Below are 15,958 nucleotides of genomic sequence, written 5' to 3'. Positions count from 1 at the left end.
ATAATTAATTATTTATTTTCTCTTATATTCCACCCTTAAAGCTTTGAAAAATCACATTTGAGATGCGGGTAAAATCAGCTTAAGAATAACAAAACCATTACCGCGGTTAACACTGCTATTAAGATATGGATTGGCCACAACATCTGCTAAAAATGAGCCGCCGCCACTACCCCCATCGCCAATCCCTCCAAATCCGTTTCCACCGTTTCCACCGCTATAACCGCCGCCACCGCCGCCGCCACCGTTGCCACCCCCACCTCCGCCACCAAAGCCACCAAAGCCGCCACCATCACCGCCACCAATGCCTCCAAGACCATGAAAACCACCCCCACCACTGCCGCTCATAAGAGCTGCATCACCGCTACTAAAAAAGCCACCACCGCCGCCAGCGCCGTTACCATTAGTACCGCTACTACCCCCATAACCGTCACCGCTTAAATCACTGCCACCACCTCCATTGCTATAATTGCCACCACCGCCTCCTCCGCCGGCAGCCGCTAGCAGTATATTGTCACTAGCATCAAATAAAAAACTGCCCCCCCCTCCGCCACCGCCTTCAAAGTCGAATAAGAAGATGCCCCCTAGCTCACCCACCGTGATAATTAGCGTTGTTCCAGCGCGCAGCATCACCTCGCCGCCTACTTCAGCCCCAAAACCACCGCTACTTTCAAAGCCCCCACCGCCTTGGGCTCCTGCAACTCGGATCGCATAAACTCCGCTGATTGGCACAACATAGCCTTGAACATCACCGGCAGCAGTAAACAGTACTGAGATTTCTTCAGCCACCGAGATGACAGGTACTAAGACTAAGGCGAATAAACCCTTGAATATTATCGTGGCTAGTTTTATTCTCGCCCCTAAGAGTTTACTGCCATCGGGTAGTAGCGCTTTCATTTTCTCCATCTTTTAAGATTAAAGAACCAATTAGCGATACTTAGACCTACGTATACCACCAAGATAACCAAGTTAAATATCTTGGATTTTCTTCAAGATTTTAATATTATTTTCTATATTCCATCTGGTATGAATTAGCTAAATCCACTCTTCTCAAATACTTATACTTAAAGTTTTTGGACTTGGTACTCACTTTGAAAGTTCATCTCTAATTCTATAACCTAAAGACAACAAATATTATTTTTCTCTATCCTTTATCAAGGATAAATATTGTTAAAACCTGCCACTATTTTTGACTTATAATTTAATCTTAAACCGTACGGTTCTACCTAATTTCCCTTACGTACTCACCGTAATATCAATAAATTTTGCCAAAATCCAAAAAGGGGATAAACACATATCATGAAGGAAACGAGACAATTTACCTCAGAATCAGTCTCTGAAGGTCATCCAGATAAAATTGCCGATCAGATTTCTGATGCTATTTTAGATGCAATTCTAGCTCAGGATAAAAAAGCACGGGTAGCTTGTGAAACGCTGGTTAAAACCGGCATGGTCATCATAGCTGGGGAAATTACAACTCAGGCTAATATAGATTACGAGCACATTATCCGTAAGACTATTAACACTATTGGCTACAATAGCTCAGAAATGGGGTTTGACGGGGCAAGTTGCGCAATTTTAAATGCTATTGGGAAGCAATCACCCGATATTGCTCAGGGCGTAGATCGGGATCTAGAAGAAGAACAAGGCGCAGGCGATCAAGGGATGATGTTTGGCTATGCTAGCGACGAAACGGATGTTTTAATGCCCGCCCCTATTACTTATGCCCATCGCTTAGTGCAGCGCCAAGCTAAGATGCGCCATAGTGGTGAGTTACCTTGGCTACGCCCGGATGCTAAGAGCCAAGTGACTCTATTATATGAGGATGACATCCCGGTAGGAATTAGCGCTATTGTGTTATCTACTCAACACAGTCCTGAGATCAATCAGGCAACCTTACGCGAAGCAGTAATTGAGACTATTATTAAGCCAGTCTTACCCCCAGAATGGCTTAACCATTGTAAATCAGAAAATATCCATGTTAATCCCACAGGCAACTTCATCATTGGTGGCCCCATGGGAGACTGCGGCCTTACAGGGCGTAAAATTATTGTAGATACCTATGGCGGAATGGCGCGCCATGGCGGAGGTGCTTTTTCAGGAAAAGACCCCTCTAAAGTGGATCGATCTGCTGCTTATGCCGGTCGATATGTGGCTAAAAATCTTGTTGCTGCTGGCCTAGCTAAACGCTGTGAGGTACAGGTTTCTTATGCGATTGGCGTGGCTGAACCTACCTCAGTTAATGTGAATACCTTTGGCACTGGGAAGATTTCTGAAGCCCGCTTAGTTGAGTTAGTCCGATCGCACTTTGATTTAAGACCAGTAGGTCTTCTGCGTATGTTGGATCTCATTCGACCCATTTACCAAAAAAGCGCATCCTATGGCCATTTTGGTCGAAAAGAACCTGAATTCACTTGGGAGCAAACTGATAAAGCTGAGATACTCCGGGATGCAGCCGGTTTAAGCTAAAATATTGAAGTAATTAACGCTTGTTCTCAAAGACATTTGACTTAAATATTATAGGCTTTAATATGCTGAACGCCTTTATTCTAAGCTTAAGAACCTTATTTAGGAGATCTTTATGACTATACAGGCCGTAAACGCCTTATCCAACGACTACAAGGTTGCTGATATTAATTTAGCCGACTGGGGCCATAAAGAAATTGCAATTGCTGAAACCGAAATGCCGGGCTTAATGGCCTTAAGAGAGGAATATCGGCAACAAAAGCCCTTAGCTGGCGCCCGTATTGCGGGCTGCCTTCATATGACTATTCAAACTGCTGTGCTTATTGACACTCTTGTAGCCCTTGGGGCTGAGGTGCGCTGGTCCTCCTGCAATATTTTCTCTACTCAGGATCACGCTGCTGCTGCCGTTGCTGCTAAGGGAATTCCTGTATTTGCATGGAAGGGGGAAACTGAAGAGGAATATTGGTGGTGCATTGATCAAACCATCTATGGATCAAACGGCTGGCGACCTAATATGCTACTGGATGATGGCGGAGATTTAACCAATATTATGCACAGCAAATATCCTGAGCTATTAAATAATGTTCGCGGCCTTTCGGAAGAAACTACTACGGGGGTACATCGTCTATATGAGATGATGAAACAGGGATCTCTTAAGGTGCCAGCCTTTAATGTCAATGATTCAGTGACTAAATCTAAATTTGATAATCTCTATGGCTGTCGTGAATCGCTCTTAGATGGTATTAAGCGAGCCACTGATGTTATGATTGCAGGCAAAATTGCAGTGATATTGGGCTATGGTGATGTAGGTAAAGGATGTGCCCAATCACTACGTGGACAAGGAGCAACCGTATGGGTGACTGAAATTGATCCCATTTGCGCTCTTCAAGCGGCTATGGAAGGGTATCGAGTTGTAACGATGGAAAAAGCCGCTAGTAAAGGAGATATTTTTGTCGCAGCAACCGGTAATTATCATGTTATCACCCATGATCATATGCAGGTGATGAAAAATCAGGCTATTGTCTGCAACATTGGCCATTTTGATAATGAAATTGATGTTGCAAGCTTGCAGCAATATCCTTGGGAAAATATCAAACCTCAAGTTGATCATATTATCTTTCCCAACGGGAAACGCATCATTCTTCTAGCTGAAGGCCGACTCGTTAATCTGGGCTGCGCAACAGGGCACCCAAGTTTTGTGATGTCAAATTCATTTACCAACCAAATTTTAGCTCAGATCGAGTTATGGAGCAATCTAGGAAAATACAAAAAGCAGGTTTATGTGCTACCCAAAAAACTGGACGAACAAGTCGCTCGCTTGCATCTACAGAAGATCGGAATCAAACTTACTTCACTTACAGAAGAGCAAGCTAAATATATTGGCATTCCCGTAAATGGCCCCTATAAACCGGATCATTATCGCTACTAAAAATTATTTTTAGCCAAGGCATCAGATGTTATGGGTAGCTGAAATAATCAGAGTAGAATACAGAAATAAAGAGTAGCTAAAAAGCTACTCTATTTCTAAATTTTATAGCTATCCACTAGATAACCATCTCCTTATTTCATATAAATATATTATGCAATCTCAGCAGAAATCTTCTTTAATTTTTAGCTGTGAGTTTTTCCCGCCAAAAGGTGAACAAGGGGCATCCAAGCTACGTAATACCCGAAGAAAATTAGCCTTAATTTCTCCTCGTTATTATTCGGTAACGTTTGGGGCCGGTGGTTCTACTCAGGATCGAACTTTTGAGACTATTATTGATATTCAAGCAGAAGCAAAAAGCAGTAACATTGAAGCTGCCCCTCACCTGTCTTGTATTGGCTCTACTCAGGGGAATATTCGAGATATTCTTTACCAGTATCAGCAGCGCGGAATTAAACGTTTAGTAGCGCTACGAGGCGATCTACCTTCAGGAGTTGTTGATCCTGGAGATTTTAGCCATGCTAATCAACTAGTGGAGTTTATTCGCACTCAAACTGGCAATCATTTTCATATTGAAGTGGCGGCTTATCCTGAAGTCCATCCTCAAGCTAAATCAGCGCGAGCTGATCTAATGAATTTCAAGCGTAAAGTGGAATCTGGGGCTAATAGTGCAATTACTCAATATTTCTACAATAGCGATGCTTATTATCGATTCGTGGATCGTTGCCGAAGTACTGCCATTGATATACCTATTATTCCTGGAATCATGCCAATCCATAACTATGTACAATTAGCTAGATTCTCCGATATCAGTGGCGCTGAAATCCCGCGCTGGCTACGTAAACGCCTAGATGAATTTAGCGATGATCCAGTTGCTATGAGTGCTTTTACAACTGACGTAGTCAGCGATCTTTGTCGCCGATTACTGGAAGCTGAGGCCCCAGGACTACATTTCTATACTTTAAACCGAGCCAGTCCTACTTTAGCTATCTGGGATAATCTTGGCTTAGAAGCCAAATACTCTTATTTATCCACTGTGACTACAAGGTAGATATATTATGAGAATCTTACATACTATGCTGCGAGTTGGGAATCTAGAACATTCAATTAAATTTTATACTGAGATATTAGGTATGCGGCTGCTACGGCAGCATGATTATCCCGAAGGTCGGTTTACGCTCGCCTTCGTGGGTTACGGTAATGAAGAAAATCACACCGTTTTAGAGCTAACTCATAATTGGGATATAAACAGCTATGATCTAGGGAACGGATTTGGCCATATTGCAATTGCTGTAGAGAATGCTGCAATTGCCTGTGCTGAAATAAAAAAATACGGAGGCAAGATAGTACGGGAGGCTGGACCTATGAAACACGGCACTACGGTAATTGCATTTGTAGAGGATCCGGATGGCTATAAAATTGAGCTTATTGAACGAAGATAACTAGAAATAGTTTTTAGACTATAGTTAAAATTATCCAACCCGCTATAAAACCTAGCCCAATTCGTTAATTAGTATTAAGTAAATTAGGCGATAATATAAGGTGCAGGTGTTACAAATATTTCATCTATGAAACGTCGGCGTTCTTATAATATACGTTGGTCTAGGCAAATTCCTAAAGCTGCCAAGGTTAGAAGTACTAGCAAAACTACGGCATAGTAACTCTTTGAGCTACAGGCTGGGTCCCATGAAGCGGGAATTCTCATCCTTATAGAGTCGGAAGGATGTCAATAACGTATATCTACCACGCTCTTGATAATATTTATTCAAAAAATCTAGCCTTTTGCCGATAACCTAAAAAGATCCTTAGCTTAGTCTACGTTCTATCAGCTTATAATAAAAATATCACCGACAAAATACATTCATATTAAAAATACTTATTCAAGTAATTTATAGCCAAAAAAATAATTACTGCTACTATTATAGGTAATAATTAATTCTAAGGATTATAGATGATCATAACTATATCAACCGGAGAGCTCTATAATGCTTACAAAAGTCGCTAATTCATCTAACTATGTTAATATCACTACTGGAGAACAATTAGAAAGAATTAATCCTAATAACCCCACTAGCTCAGCCGAGAAAGCTATGAACCTAGTTAAGGGAACTATACAGATTAAAAAAACGGAAGGTTTATCCTCAATGGATGCGCTTGCGATAAATAACCAAAAAATTGAATACATTAAACAGCTACTCCTAGAAGGCAAATATGAAATTGATTCTAAGCGTATTGCTGATAAATTTATTGCCCTAGAACTTGATCTGACTAAATAGCTATCTAAGATAATCGAAAGGGCATTCTAGGAAAGACTGCGTTAACTTTCATAAGCTACTCGTTTTAGCCTAGCATACGTGACTCTTCATATTTTTCAGAGTAGAATCTGAAGTTTAAAATAAATGGGGTCGTAGCTCAGTTGGGAGAGCGTCGCGTTCGCAATGCGAAGGTCAGGAGTTCGATCCTCCTCGGCTCCACCAGCCTGAATAAATGAAGTTGGCTAAAAATAACGCTTAGTTCAACTCATCAGTAAATATTTTAGATTGGCTGAGGAACTCTTAAATCAGCCTTAATCTTGCATCAATTATTATTTATTTCTATAAATAGAGGGCAATGCTATCCTTAGCAAGGTATCTAAGGATAAACAACTACTGCAGAGGCAGAAGATTTTACCTAAGCAAACGAAGCAAGGCTTAAAAATAACTATTATAAAAACTTTTCTTTAAGAAATATCAGCCCCGGTAGCTCAGCTGGATAGAGCATCCCCCTCCTAAGGGGAAGGTCACACGTTCAAATCGTGTTCGGGGCACCAATTTCAATAATGCACGAACTTACGTAAGTCATAAAATTCTTAGAGAAATAACCAAATAGCTACTTCAAATTTCTTAATCAAGGATCTATAGCCATGACTGATTATATACCCATAAGCTGCGATCTTCATGATCATCTCGAAATACTAGCCACATTTCGTAAACCATGTCAAATCGCTTATCGAACAACCCATAGCGAGGTTGTCGAAATTTTAGACACTATCGTAGATATTTATACTAAAAATAAAGAAGAGTTTGTGTTACTAGATTCAGGTAAAAGTACCCGCTTAGATATGCTGATTAAAGTTGACGGGCAACCTTACCAAGAATAAGTACACAACCTGTTCTTTAGCTCTAAATTACTATAATTTATCTTTCTAGGAGAGCGCTAATTCTTATTGAAATTTCAATCCGATTCCCATTTCGGACCGATGCACTACAACAGCTGATAAATAATGAACTTTAATTAAGGAATTAAACGGCAGTGCAAACACTAATTTTATAAGCTCGCCATCAGGAATACCTAGCGATCCTACTTTAACCAGCACCCCAGTTACACTTAGATCTATAACTTGACAGTGGCATCGTTTTTGCCCTAGCCAAGATAAATACACTGTAGCCCCTTCCGCTTGCCTCCGTGGGTTGCGGCGGCGTTCTATTTTTCTATTAAGAAGGCATGACATTGTTAGGTTACCCCCAAAATAATTAATTGCTTAAATAATTATAAAACATCTACTACTCTATAAAAATATTAAGCAAATAATAGGCCACTATAATTATTTATATATTTTTCAAATAGTTACTTTATAAATAACCCCCAATTATAACCTGCATCTGTAAATTATCTTAACAGTTTTGTAAAAAATTTTTACATATTTAATAGAAAATAACCTCATCTAGAGCGGCTAACTTCTAGTTCGGTAGCTACGAAAGCGGCTAAAAAATACTCTGTCAAAAGTAATACCGATAGATTGTGCTATTAATTAAGCTACAGAAACAGCTATAACATAGCCGAAAGAATACTATTTACAATCCTAAATGATCCCATATCTCATCAACCTTTTGCTTAATTGCCTTATCCATAGTAATCGGTCGCCCCCATTCACGTTGGGTTTCACCTTTCCATTTATGAGTGGCGTCAAAACCGATCTTAGATCCTAAACCCGGTATTGGAGAAGCAAAATCCAAGTAGTCAATGGGCGTATTCTCGATTATTACGCAGTCTCGGGCCGGATCCATGCGGGTAGTCATAGCCCAAATGACATCCTTCCAATCCCTAGCATTTATGTCATCATCAGTGACAATCACAAATTTGGTATACATAAACTGACGCAGAAATGACCATACTCCCAGCATTACTCGTTTAGCATGCCCTGGGTATTGCTTTTTTATCGTCACTACCGCCATACGGTAAGAACACCCTTCGGGAGGTAAATAAAAATCGCTTACCTCTGGGAATTGCTTCTGTAGAATAGGAACAAAAACCTCATTAAGCGCTACCCCTAGAATAGCGGGCTCATCCGGTGGTCGCCCTGTATAAGTGCTATGATAAATAGGATTACGCCGATGAGTCAGACGTTCAATGGTAAATACAGGAAAACGCTCTATCTCATTATAATATCCCGTATGATCCCCAAAAGGACCTTCAGCAGCCTCCTCCCCTGATTTTAAGTAACCCTCCAATACAATCTCAGCGCTCGCTGGAACTTGCAACTCACTACCAAGGCAACGAACTAGCTCAGTTTTTGATCCCCGTAGTAGCCCAGCAAAGGCATACTCAGATAGCGTATCAGGGATGGGCGTTACTGCGCCAAGAATAGTCGCTGGATCGGCACCTAAAACCACCGCTATTGGAAATGGCTTACCTGGGTAGGCTTGCTGCCAAGATTGGAAATCGAGTGCCCCCCCTCGATGAGCTAACCAACGCATAATCACTTGATTAGAACCTAATACTTGCTGTCGATAGATGCCCATATTTTGCCGATCCTTATAGGGGCCCTTAGTCACCACTAAGCCCCAAGTAATTAAAGGGGCGACATCCTCAGGCCAACAAGTCTGAATAGGAAACTGGCCAAGATCCACCTGAAAGTTTTCAAGCACTATTTCCTGGCAAGGCGCGGAATGTACTATTTTAGGTGCCATATCCAGCACTTTTCTAAAAATAGGCAGGGTTTTCCATGCATCTTTTATACCTTTAGGCGGATTAGGTTCTTTAAGAAAAGCTAATAATTTACCCACCTCCCGTAAGGCTGATACCGACTCCTCTCCCATACCTAGAGCTACTCGCCGTGGAGTACCAAATAAGTTACCCAGCACTGGCATTGAGGATCCCTTAGGGTGTTCAAATAATAAAGCCGGTCCTTCAGAGCGGAGTACCCGATCACAGATCTCAGTCATCTCTAGGTGGGGATCTACCTCTATAGTAATTCGTTTTAGCTCTCCCTCTACTTCTAGTTGGCTGATAAAATCACGTAAATCTTTATATTTCATAGTAAATTACGCATCCATGTATAATTACAATTAATAGGCATCAAACACTCATGAGGGTGAGGATCTTTCTTTAACTTTAAGCTCAAAAATGAGCAGGTATATCTTCCTTAAGGTGTATTAGGATAGCTTCCCGATTTTTTTCTTCTAAAGCCGTAAATAAATTTAACAGCCAAGAACGATAGGATAACAACTGTTTACTCTGAGCAATAAAATGCTTGGTACCTATAAATGTCCATTCAAGCGAAAAATTTTCTGACTGACTAGCAATAGTTCTATATAAAGATCTGAATTTCTCTGTAGCACTTTTATTTAAATCCAGAATTAACAAAGCGGCCACCTCAAAAGCTTGTAAAGGAACTCTCACCTGAATTTCAAGCACTGGATTCATCAACAGCACGGTAAGATATTCAATACTCTCGGCAAAACGGCTTGTAGTAAAGTTTTGTTCGACAAACTGACTTTGAGATTCTAAATCATCAGGATGTAAATCTAGCCATTTCTGGCTCAGGAGAAACGCTTCTTCAAACGCAAATAACCGCTCATGGTAGAGAAGGATAGCCGTATAATAGGCTTCTTCATTATCAGGATATATTTGAAGTAATTGGGAAAGATAGGTAGCCGCCTTAAGCCATTCTCCAAGCGCTAAATAAGCATAGGCCAAATTTTGTTGCGCTTGAGTCCAGATCCAAGGGAAAGCCTTAAGTGTTTGTACTTCCAATACTTGCTGACAAGCAGCAACAGCCTTAGTTAGCAGTTGCCGTCCTTCTTCCCCGCCTAATCGAATTCCCTGCTCGCGTAAAATCCCCCCTAACTGAGACCATGTTCGCGCCCAGTCTTGAAGCAATTCTTCGCGTTCCTGTATCTTTAATGCCTGCTGATACGAGTCTACGGCTGCTGATAAATAATAGCTCAATTCAGGTTCTTCACTACGGATACCTAGCTCATAGTATGCTTTTCCAATTTGGGTGATTATCGCTGCCCACAAATGAGGATCTAACTTTTCCGAGGTATACTCTAAGGCGCGTTTATAAGCAGCTAAAGCGCGATCAAAAAAACAATTATTACTATAAACATCACCTGCAAGCCGAAAACTGTTGATAGTTTCCTCTGTAAGTTTCTCCACATCCTTGCGTATCTTATCAAGTTTTTTTGCTTTTTCATCAGCAGCTTCATTGAGGAGATCCCCCGTTGCCTCAAAGTTTTGCTGATAGCGGCTAGTTTCAATAGGTATAAACTCTCCTATCTCGCTGTGATCGCCCTTATTCATATCCATTGAGTACCGCGCCTTGCTTCAATTACAGCAAAATACCTTGCTCCAACTACAGTATAATAAGAAGCGCTGTATAATGGGTACAGAGAGGTCTAATGGATCAGAAACACCAAATATAATTTGGTAGTAAGGATACTCTTGTTCGCAAAAAAGGAGCACTAAATAAATTATAATAGAGTCATTATTTAATTTATCCAAAGACTTAGAAATAAAATATAATGCTAAATCAATGAAAAAATATATAATCTAAGTTTTTATTGACATAAAGAAATAATTTTAATATATAGTTAGGAATTCTTAATGATATAGATATTGCATAAAGTATTATAGTTATAGTAAATCAGCTAAAGTTAAAACTTCAACCAGTTTTAGCTGCAAGTTTTAAGGTAGTAAAATAACAATAGAGGATATTAAATAATGAATATAAAACTAACGAGCTTAGTGGCGGGTATCATCCTAACCTTTACCTCTTTTTATACATTCGCTGCTTCAAATCAACAGCTAGGAACAGCCATACAAAATGCCCAAGCTGCAGCCAAAGCTAAAAGCGCAATAGAAACTGTTGCTAAGGCGCAAACGGCAAAGGTGTATGCAGAAGAAGCTAGAGCGCATATTGAAGCTGCTATTAAGAACTTAGAAGATGCTATTAAGCATGGTCAAGAGGGGCATGCTGAAGTAGCAAAAGGATCTGCCCTAGAAGCTTTAAAACACTTAAACGCAGCCCGATAAGATTATTATACTAGTTAATTAAAAAACGGTGGGCTGTTTTTCACCCGCCGTTTCCTATTTACATGGTTCTAACTTTATTAAGTCCACAGTAATCTAGATCCGTTAGTTAATTCATTTCCCACCTTAAAGATAGATATATATAAAGCTTTAAATTTAGGTAAAAAAGCTCGTCATAGGAGCGTGATCAGAAGGCTGCTTTAAGCGGCGCGGTTCTTTGTCAATAACAGCTTTCTTGCAATTAGATATCAAATCCTTACTAATTAGAATAAGATCAATACGTAACCCATGATTACGGCGAAAAGCACCCTGTCGATAATTCCACCAACTAAAAGACATTTGTTCTTGATCAAATAAGCGAAAACTATCATAAAATCCTAAATTAAGAATATTTTTTAATGCCTTTCGCTCTCGGGTACTACAAAGTATATTTTCGTACCATATTTCTGGATCATAGACGTCTTGATCTTCCGGAGCGATATTAAAATCCCCTAGAACGATAAACCGAGGATACTTAACTAAGGATTTCTGTAGATAATCCTTTACCCTTTCTAGCCAATTTAATTTATAACTATATTTCTCTGATTCCAGATCTCCCCCATTAGGAACATATAGATTAAGTAGCCTGATATCCCCTAAAGTAGCGCCTAAAATACGTCGCTGAGGATCTTCCAAATTAGGAAGATCAGTAATGATATTCTGAAGCTCTTCTCGACTAAGGATAGCCACTCCATTATAAGTCTTTTGACCCGAATACCATGCATGATAACCTATCTTTGCAAACGCTTCTTGAGGAAATTTATCATTAACTACCTTTGTTTCCTGAAGCGCTAAAACATCTGGCTGATGAACCTTAAGCCAGTCTAATACTTGAGGTAACCGCACACGTAAAGAATTAATATTCCAGGTAGTAATTTTTAGCTGTTTCATCTCTTAAAAATCAGTTTTTCCTTTGAAATCATGAGCGCAAACAAAGCTAGATTTTGTTATTTTAATCCCAGTTAATAGGAGTTTCAGAGGATCCAGGAGTCATTGGACGGATAGGAAAACTAAAAACTCCCATCATTGTAGGTTGGATAACAACGAGCTCCATGCCTAGTTTAATAGCGTTTACTTCTCCTTGGCTAAGCTGAGTAATAGCATAGCCTGGGGCCACTTGAGTTACATTCAGGCGCAAACCAGTAACTTGTTGAGCATTAATATTAGCATTGGTCTGCGGATCCTTAATCTGGCTGGTGTTCACAGCCATTAAGGTATCACCTATAGTAAGACGCCCCTTACCTTGGCTTACAAAGATACTATCAGCGCCATCTATCTTCAGCACCTGCAAGGGAAAAATCTGATTAAGCACCGGATTAGCTATAGCTCGCGCCACATCGGGATAGATGATCTCACTTAACCGCTCTGGATCACCTAACATACTGATTCCAACGCCCATCTGTTGCCGCAAAGCAAAAACTAGCCGATTAGCGGGAGGATTATAATTTAAGATATCAGCCAATAGGATATCACCTGTAGTTGCGTCAATAAGCCGATAATGAAGGTAAATATTGAGCATTAGCGAAGTGTTCTCACTACCATAATAACTAGCGCCGCTATACCCTAGCTGGAAACGATCAATCTGACCCGCAAGTAGTAGATCTGCCCCTAGTTGATGCCCAAGTTTAGCCCGCTCAGTGGCATCAAGCGACCCCATGGACTGCATTTGCTCTGCAATACGCGCCTGCTGCTCAATGCGATCCAGTACCCGTACTTGGCCACTCAAAGTAAAACTTTGCACAAGGGCATTGCGTAGCCGCTCGCTTATCTCTATAGCGCTCACTGGCTGGTGCAGCTCGTAACTGGTCGTCCGAGTGGTAAATGGCAACACTACCAAGCTAAAAAGGGCACTCTGCTGAGGACGTAGAGCGCGATTCTTAGCGATCCTAGCCTCTATTTCTACCTGCCAAAGCTTATTGGTTTGTTTTAGACTCAGTACACGATAGCTTTCGATACCCGCCAAAGTAGGCAAACGAGGCTGCGGCAGGTTATTCCAACGCTGAGTAATCACATTACCGTTATAATTCTGCTGGATCACCCAATCCATAGTCTGCTGGCGGAAATCAGGGTTCACCTCTAATGCTACCCCTATAGCTTGACGGGCAGCATTCACCAGTCCATCACTAGTAGCCTCTTGAGGCGTAGCGCCAAAACCTTGGGCTATTTCCGTTACGCTATTAGAGACAGCCGGTGCATAATCTATCCAGATACCCAGCAATAACACCAATAACCCTACCCCTTGCTTTATGGACATTTTATAATAACTAATATTATTGTTAGCGCTGATTTTTCTATCTACTTACAGACCAAATAGAGAGCGTGTTTTCGTCTTACGGATCTCTTTCTCATTACTCCACTCAATAATACCGCTCTGCAAATTCATGAATTTTAACGTGAATTTATAGTATACATCCTTGGTAGAACCTGAAGATTTAGCAATCTCAGACAGGTTTCCATAAAGCATAAACTCAGCTCCAATTTGATGACCCATTTGTACCGCAGTCGCTGGATTTACTATACTGCTACTCATTTGATAATCAAATTGCTTACGTACATTATCTACTACCGTCATATCCACAAAACGGAATTTACCCGAATTGATCAACTTGCTCTGGATAGTATCGGTAATGGACTCAGTATCAATATGCTGCATTGTCTTATTTTTTATATTGTCCACAAATACTACCGGGCGGCGATCACTAGTAATTTTCACAATCGGGGGGAAGCTCAATAGATCATCAACCATTTTGGTGGAAATCATCTGTAAATCACTAGAGCCAAAATCTGTATTGACCGTTTCCCGCTCCTGAGCATTGCCGTAATCTACGTGAGTACAGCTTGTCAACACCATATTAGCTATCAGAAGGGCAACACTTATCAGGCGTATCATCTATTTCCTCCCCTTATTATTCCTGAGCCCAGATTTCAAAGCGCATAGCGCTGGAGTTCGGCGCTAATGCCTGTACGTTTGCTTGGGTACGTCCAGGCATGACCAGTTGCTGCCAAGGCGACCTCTCAGGGGCTATCTCAAAACCGTTCTTATCAAACCATTTAAATTGGTATTGAAAATCTAGCCGAAATTTCCAACGATTTTCCAGCGTAGCTTGGGCTTTCATCAAATCGCCCACTTGGCTGATAATAATGTTTTTAATAGCTAACCGGGATGATAGTAAGAGATTGTTAGAGTGTACCACTGTCTTTATCTCACCATTCTGCGATTCCAGCCGCGCCATATTGCTGGCTGAACAACCTGCCAATAATACTAGCGCTAATAATACCGCCCATATCTGTTTCATCTTAGCTTCCTCCATTAATGGGCATAGTCTGGGTGATCAGACGTCCCCCTAGGTCAATCACTCTCAACAAAGTAACCCCTTGTACTGATATCGGCACTACCAAATTGGCATGGCTACCCGATAACGACAATCCAACCTCATAGGTACCGGCAGCCAGCTCAAGGCGGGCTACTTGGCTATTAGCCGGTAATGTCATCCAACTGCGTAGATCAGCCTGCTCAGAGACAAAATTGTATAATTGTATTGCATAGCTACCCAGTAACCCTAGACTCTCATTAACTTCTCTCTGAATAGTATATTTAGCTGCTGTCCTAGCAATCTGGCGGGCTATGATACTTGATAGTTGTTCTTTCAGTGCATGGGCAGCAATAGCACCCACATTTATCAATGGTTGAGTAGTGATCTCATCCTTATTGACTTTTACCTGCATAGGCAGCGGATCAGATAAACGGTTTATTTGGTAGACAGGGAAATTAATGATCACAATCCCTTGATCGGTAGGTATTGGAATCCTTACCGGTTCTTTGGTGGGGACAAAACCTTGCTCCAGCGCTATAATCAGCAGGCCATTTTTATTAACTTGGCCATTTAGTTTATGCGATGCTCGCTGAACATCGGCTTTAATAAAATCGGAATCAGGCAAAATCTGTAGTGCCTGTTTATAATCCACCAGTGCATCATTATATAGCCCCTGTCCTTCCCAAAAAGCAGCAGCCAGATAATAACTATACGCATTCTGAATGCCGGAACGTACTAAAGCGGCAGCGCTGTTGAGACCAGAGAAATAACCCTCATATTCATTAATACCAACACTATCCTTACCTTTGTTTTTTTCTTCTGCTTTAGTAATTTGTTTTTGGTGATCTAATTCTTGCTGGCGTTGAGTATAGTCTACGCGGCGAAACTCTACAGCGGCACCTACAATATCACCTTGGGCAAGATAATTTAATGCCTGAAAAGTATAGCTTAAGATTCGCTCATAAGGCTGAGCTTGATAATGGATAAAATTATCATTTATCGCTATTGCAGTTACTGATTGGCTCAAGCTAGAAACACGGATACGCGCAGCTTCATCATTTTTTTCATAAAGGTCAGCGGCCTGCTGGAACCACTTCTCGCTATCGCCATAATAACCCATAATTTGGGCTACACGCCCAGCCTCTAACGTGTAGAGGAGCCGATCCTTCTTCCTAGTTTGCCGGCTAATCTTCTCTAGCACCCGTTTATCCTGGCTTTGATATAGCGCCTCTCTCCATACCTGTGCTTGTTGCGGGTAGGGAGGCGAAAAAAAAGGTACTGTCGAGCAACCTGAGAGCAAAAATAACAGAAGCAGCCAGCAAAGAGCACACCCTAGCCCCTGTCCATAAACCTCCAGCCTAATCATTTAGTTATTAATTATTAAAATTAAGATTAAGCTGCTCTAAGATTCACCGTTTTATAC

General features: G+C 41.0%; 16 protein-coding genes and 2 tRNA genes. 9 read left to right on the top strand and 9 right to left on the bottom strand.

Going from position 1 to position 15,958, the window contains the following annotated elements:
* Positions 1-51: 51 nt before the first annotated feature.
* Positions 52-894 (bottom strand): hypothetical protein, encoded by an 843-nt coding sequence (locus TAO_RS09745; RefSeq protein WP_197702510.1) that lies wholly within the window; start codon positions 892-894, stop codon positions 52-54.
* Positions 895-1,296: 402 nt separating this feature from the next.
* Here TAO_RS09745 and metK point away from each other — a divergent pair, with 402 nt between their 5' ends.
* The 8 genes from metK (at position 1,297) to TAO_RS02595 (ending at position 7,028) form a co-directional block, all read left to right on the top strand.
* On the top strand, positions 1,297-2,466 hold the full coding sequence (gene metK / locus TAO_RS02630) for a methionine adenosyltransferase (RefSeq protein ID WP_096526486.1): 1,170 nt from the start codon (positions 1,297-1,299) through the stop codon (positions 2,464-2,466).
* Between the two features lie 112 nt (positions 2,467-2,578).
* Positions 2,579-3,892, top strand: a complete 1,314-nt coding sequence (gene ahcY / locus TAO_RS02625; protein ID WP_096526485.1) for an adenosylhomocysteinase — start codon at positions 2,579-2,581, stop codon at positions 3,890-3,892.
* A 151-nt stretch (positions 3,893-4,043) separates the two neighbouring features.
* Positions 4,044-4,940 carry a methylenetetrahydrofolate reductase [NAD(P)H] gene (metF, locus tag TAO_RS02620; RefSeq protein WP_096526484.1) on the top strand — a complete coding sequence of 299 codons (897 nt, stop codon included), beginning with the start codon at positions 4,044-4,046 and terminating at the stop codon, positions 4,938-4,940.
* 7 nt (positions 4,941-4,947) lie between these two features.
* A complete protein-coding gene (gloA, locus tag TAO_RS02615) occupies positions 4,948-5,331 on the top strand; it encodes a lactoylglutathione lyase (RefSeq protein WP_096526483.1) in 384 nt (127 codons plus the stop codon).
* 543 nt (positions 5,332-5,874) lie between these two features.
* The gene (locus tag TAO_RS02610; protein ID WP_096526482.1) at positions 5,875-6,165 is read left to right on the top strand and encodes a flagellar biosynthesis anti-sigma factor FlgM; all 291 of its coding nucleotides are present in this window, start codon (positions 5,875-5,877) and stop codon (positions 6,163-6,165) included.
* A 125-nt stretch (positions 6,166-6,290) separates the two neighbouring features.
* Positions 6,291-6,366, top strand: a tRNA-Ala gene (locus tag TAO_RS02605).
* A gap of 255 nt (positions 6,367-6,621) precedes the next feature.
* Positions 6,622-6,698, top strand: a tRNA-Arg gene (locus TAO_RS02600).
* 93 nt (positions 6,699-6,791) lie between these two features.
* Positions 6,792-7,028 (top strand): hypothetical protein, encoded by a 237-nt coding sequence (locus TAO_RS02595; protein WP_096526481.1) that lies wholly within the window; start codon positions 6,792-6,794, stop codon positions 7,026-7,028.
* 63 nt (positions 7,029-7,091) lie between these two features.
* Here the strand turns inward: TAO_RS02595 and TAO_RS02590 are convergent, their stop codons facing one another.
* The 3 genes from TAO_RS02590 to TAO_RS02580 form a co-directional block, all read right to left on the bottom strand.
* The gene (locus TAO_RS02590; RefSeq protein ID WP_096526480.1) at positions 7,092-7,379 is read right to left on the bottom strand and encodes a PilZ domain-containing protein; all 288 of its coding nucleotides are present in this window, start codon (positions 7,377-7,379) and stop codon (positions 7,092-7,094) included.
* A gap of 343 nt (positions 7,380-7,722) precedes the next feature.
* Positions 7,723-9,186 (bottom strand): 4-hydroxy-3-polyprenylbenzoate decarboxylase, encoded by a 1,464-nt coding sequence (gene ubiD, locus TAO_RS02585; protein WP_096526479.1) that lies wholly within the window; start codon positions 9,184-9,186, stop codon positions 7,723-7,725.
* A gap of 82 nt (positions 9,187-9,268) precedes the next feature.
* Positions 9,269-10,459 carry a tetratricopeptide repeat protein gene (locus TAO_RS02580; protein ID WP_231910550.1) on the bottom strand — a complete coding sequence of 397 codons (1,191 nt, stop codon included), beginning with the start codon at positions 10,457-10,459 and terminating at the stop codon, positions 9,269-9,271.
* Positions 10,460-10,873: 414 nt separating this feature from the next.
* On the opposite strand from TAO_RS02580, the gene smbP reads away from it, so the two are divergent.
* A complete protein-coding gene (gene smbP / locus TAO_RS02575; RefSeq protein ID WP_096526478.1) occupies positions 10,874-11,185 on the top strand; it encodes a small metal-binding protein SmbP in 312 nt (103 codons plus the stop codon).
* Positions 11,186-11,338: 153 nt separating this feature from the next.
* On the opposite strand, the gene xth is transcribed toward smbP, so the two are convergent.
* The 5 genes from xth to TAO_RS02550 all read right to left on the bottom strand — a co-directional run bounded on the left by xth (position 11,339) and on the right by TAO_RS02550 (position 15,901).
* Positions 11,339-12,112 carry an exodeoxyribonuclease III gene (xth, locus tag TAO_RS02570; protein ID WP_096526477.1) on the bottom strand — a complete coding sequence of 258 codons (774 nt, stop codon included), beginning with the start codon at positions 12,110-12,112 and terminating at the stop codon, positions 11,339-11,341.
* 61 nt (positions 12,113-12,173) lie between these two features.
* Positions 12,174-13,475 (bottom strand): CsgG/HfaB family protein, encoded by a 1,302-nt coding sequence (locus TAO_RS02565; RefSeq protein ID WP_096526476.1) that lies wholly within the window; start codon positions 13,473-13,475, stop codon positions 12,174-12,176.
* Between the two features lie 45 nt (positions 13,476-13,520).
* Positions 13,521-14,111, bottom strand: a complete 591-nt coding sequence (gene lpoB, locus TAO_RS02560; protein ID WP_096526475.1) for a penicillin-binding protein activator LpoB — start codon at positions 14,109-14,111, stop codon at positions 13,521-13,523.
* Positions 14,112-14,127: 16 nt separating this feature from the next.
* Positions 14,128-14,517, bottom strand: coding sequence for a YcfL family protein (locus tag TAO_RS02555; RefSeq protein ID WP_197702509.1), 390 nt, complete (start codon positions 14,515-14,517; stop codon positions 14,128-14,130).
* 1 nt (position 14,518) lies between these two features.
* Complete coding sequence (locus TAO_RS02550; RefSeq protein ID WP_096526473.1) at positions 14,519-15,901, bottom strand: COG3014 family protein; 1,383 nt, start codon at positions 15,899-15,901, stop codon at positions 14,519-14,521.
* Between the last annotated feature and the right edge of the window lie 57 nt (positions 15,902-15,958).

Origin of the sequence: Candidatus Nitrosoglobus terrae (assembly GCF_002356115.1) — a bacterium.
GTDB lineage: Bacteria > Pseudomonadota > Gammaproteobacteria > Nitrosococcales > Nitrosococcaceae > Nitrosoglobus > Nitrosoglobus terrae.
This window is presented reverse-complemented; position numbering and strand designations above follow the sequence as displayed.

Bases quoted from the DNA above. Each gene is read 5' to 3' on its own strand.
- TAO_RS09745 (WP_197702510.1), bottom strand. From the start codon at position 894: ATGAAAGCGCTACTACCCGATGGCAGTAAACTCTTAGGGGCGAGAATA.
- metK (WP_096526486.1), top strand. From the start codon at position 1,297: ATGAAGGAAACGAGACAATTTACCTCAGAATCAGTCTCTGAAGGTCAT.
- ahcY (WP_096526485.1), top strand. From the start codon at position 2,579: ATGACTATACAGGCCGTAAACGCCTTATCCAACGACTACAAGGTTGCT.
- metF (WP_096526484.1), top strand. From the start codon at position 4,044: ATGCAATCTCAGCAGAAATCTTCTTTAATTTTTAGCTGTGAGTTTTTC.
- gloA (WP_096526483.1), top strand. From the start codon at position 4,948: ATGAGAATCTTACATACTATGCTGCGAGTTGGGAATCTAGAACATTCA.
- TAO_RS02610 (WP_096526482.1), top strand. From the start codon at position 5,875: ATGCTTACAAAAGTCGCTAATTCATCTAACTATGTTAATATCACTACT.
- TAO_RS02595 (WP_096526481.1), top strand. From the start codon at position 6,792: ATGACTGATTATATACCCATAAGCTGCGATCTTCATGATCATCTCGAA.
- TAO_RS02590 (WP_096526480.1), bottom strand. From the start codon at position 7,379: ATGTCATGCCTTCTTAATAGAAAAATAGAACGCCGCCGCAACCCACGG.
- ubiD (WP_096526479.1), bottom strand. From the start codon at position 9,186: ATGAAATATAAAGATTTACGTGATTTTATCAGCCAACTAGAAGTAGAG.
- TAO_RS02580 (WP_231910550.1), bottom strand. From the start codon at position 10,459: ATGGATATGAATAAGGGCGATCACAGCGAGATAGGAGAGTTTATACCT.
- smbP (WP_096526478.1), top strand. From the start codon at position 10,874: ATGAATATAAAACTAACGAGCTTAGTGGCGGGTATCATCCTAACCTTT.
- xth (WP_096526477.1), bottom strand. From the start codon at position 12,112: ATGAAACAGCTAAAAATTACTACCTGGAATATTAATTCTTTACGTGTG.
- TAO_RS02565 (WP_096526476.1), bottom strand. From the start codon at position 13,475: ATGTCCATAAAGCAAGGGGTAGGGTTATTGGTGTTATTGCTGGGTATC.
- lpoB (WP_096526475.1), bottom strand. From the start codon at position 14,111: ATGATACGCCTGATAAGTGTTGCCCTTCTGATAGCTAATATGGTGTTG.
- TAO_RS02555 (WP_197702509.1), bottom strand. From the start codon at position 14,517: ATGAAACAGATATGGGCGGTATTATTAGCGCTAGTATTATTGGCAGGT.
- TAO_RS02550 (WP_096526473.1), bottom strand. From the start codon at position 15,901: ATGATTAGGCTGGAGGTTTATGGACAGGGGCTAGGGTGTGCTCTTTGC.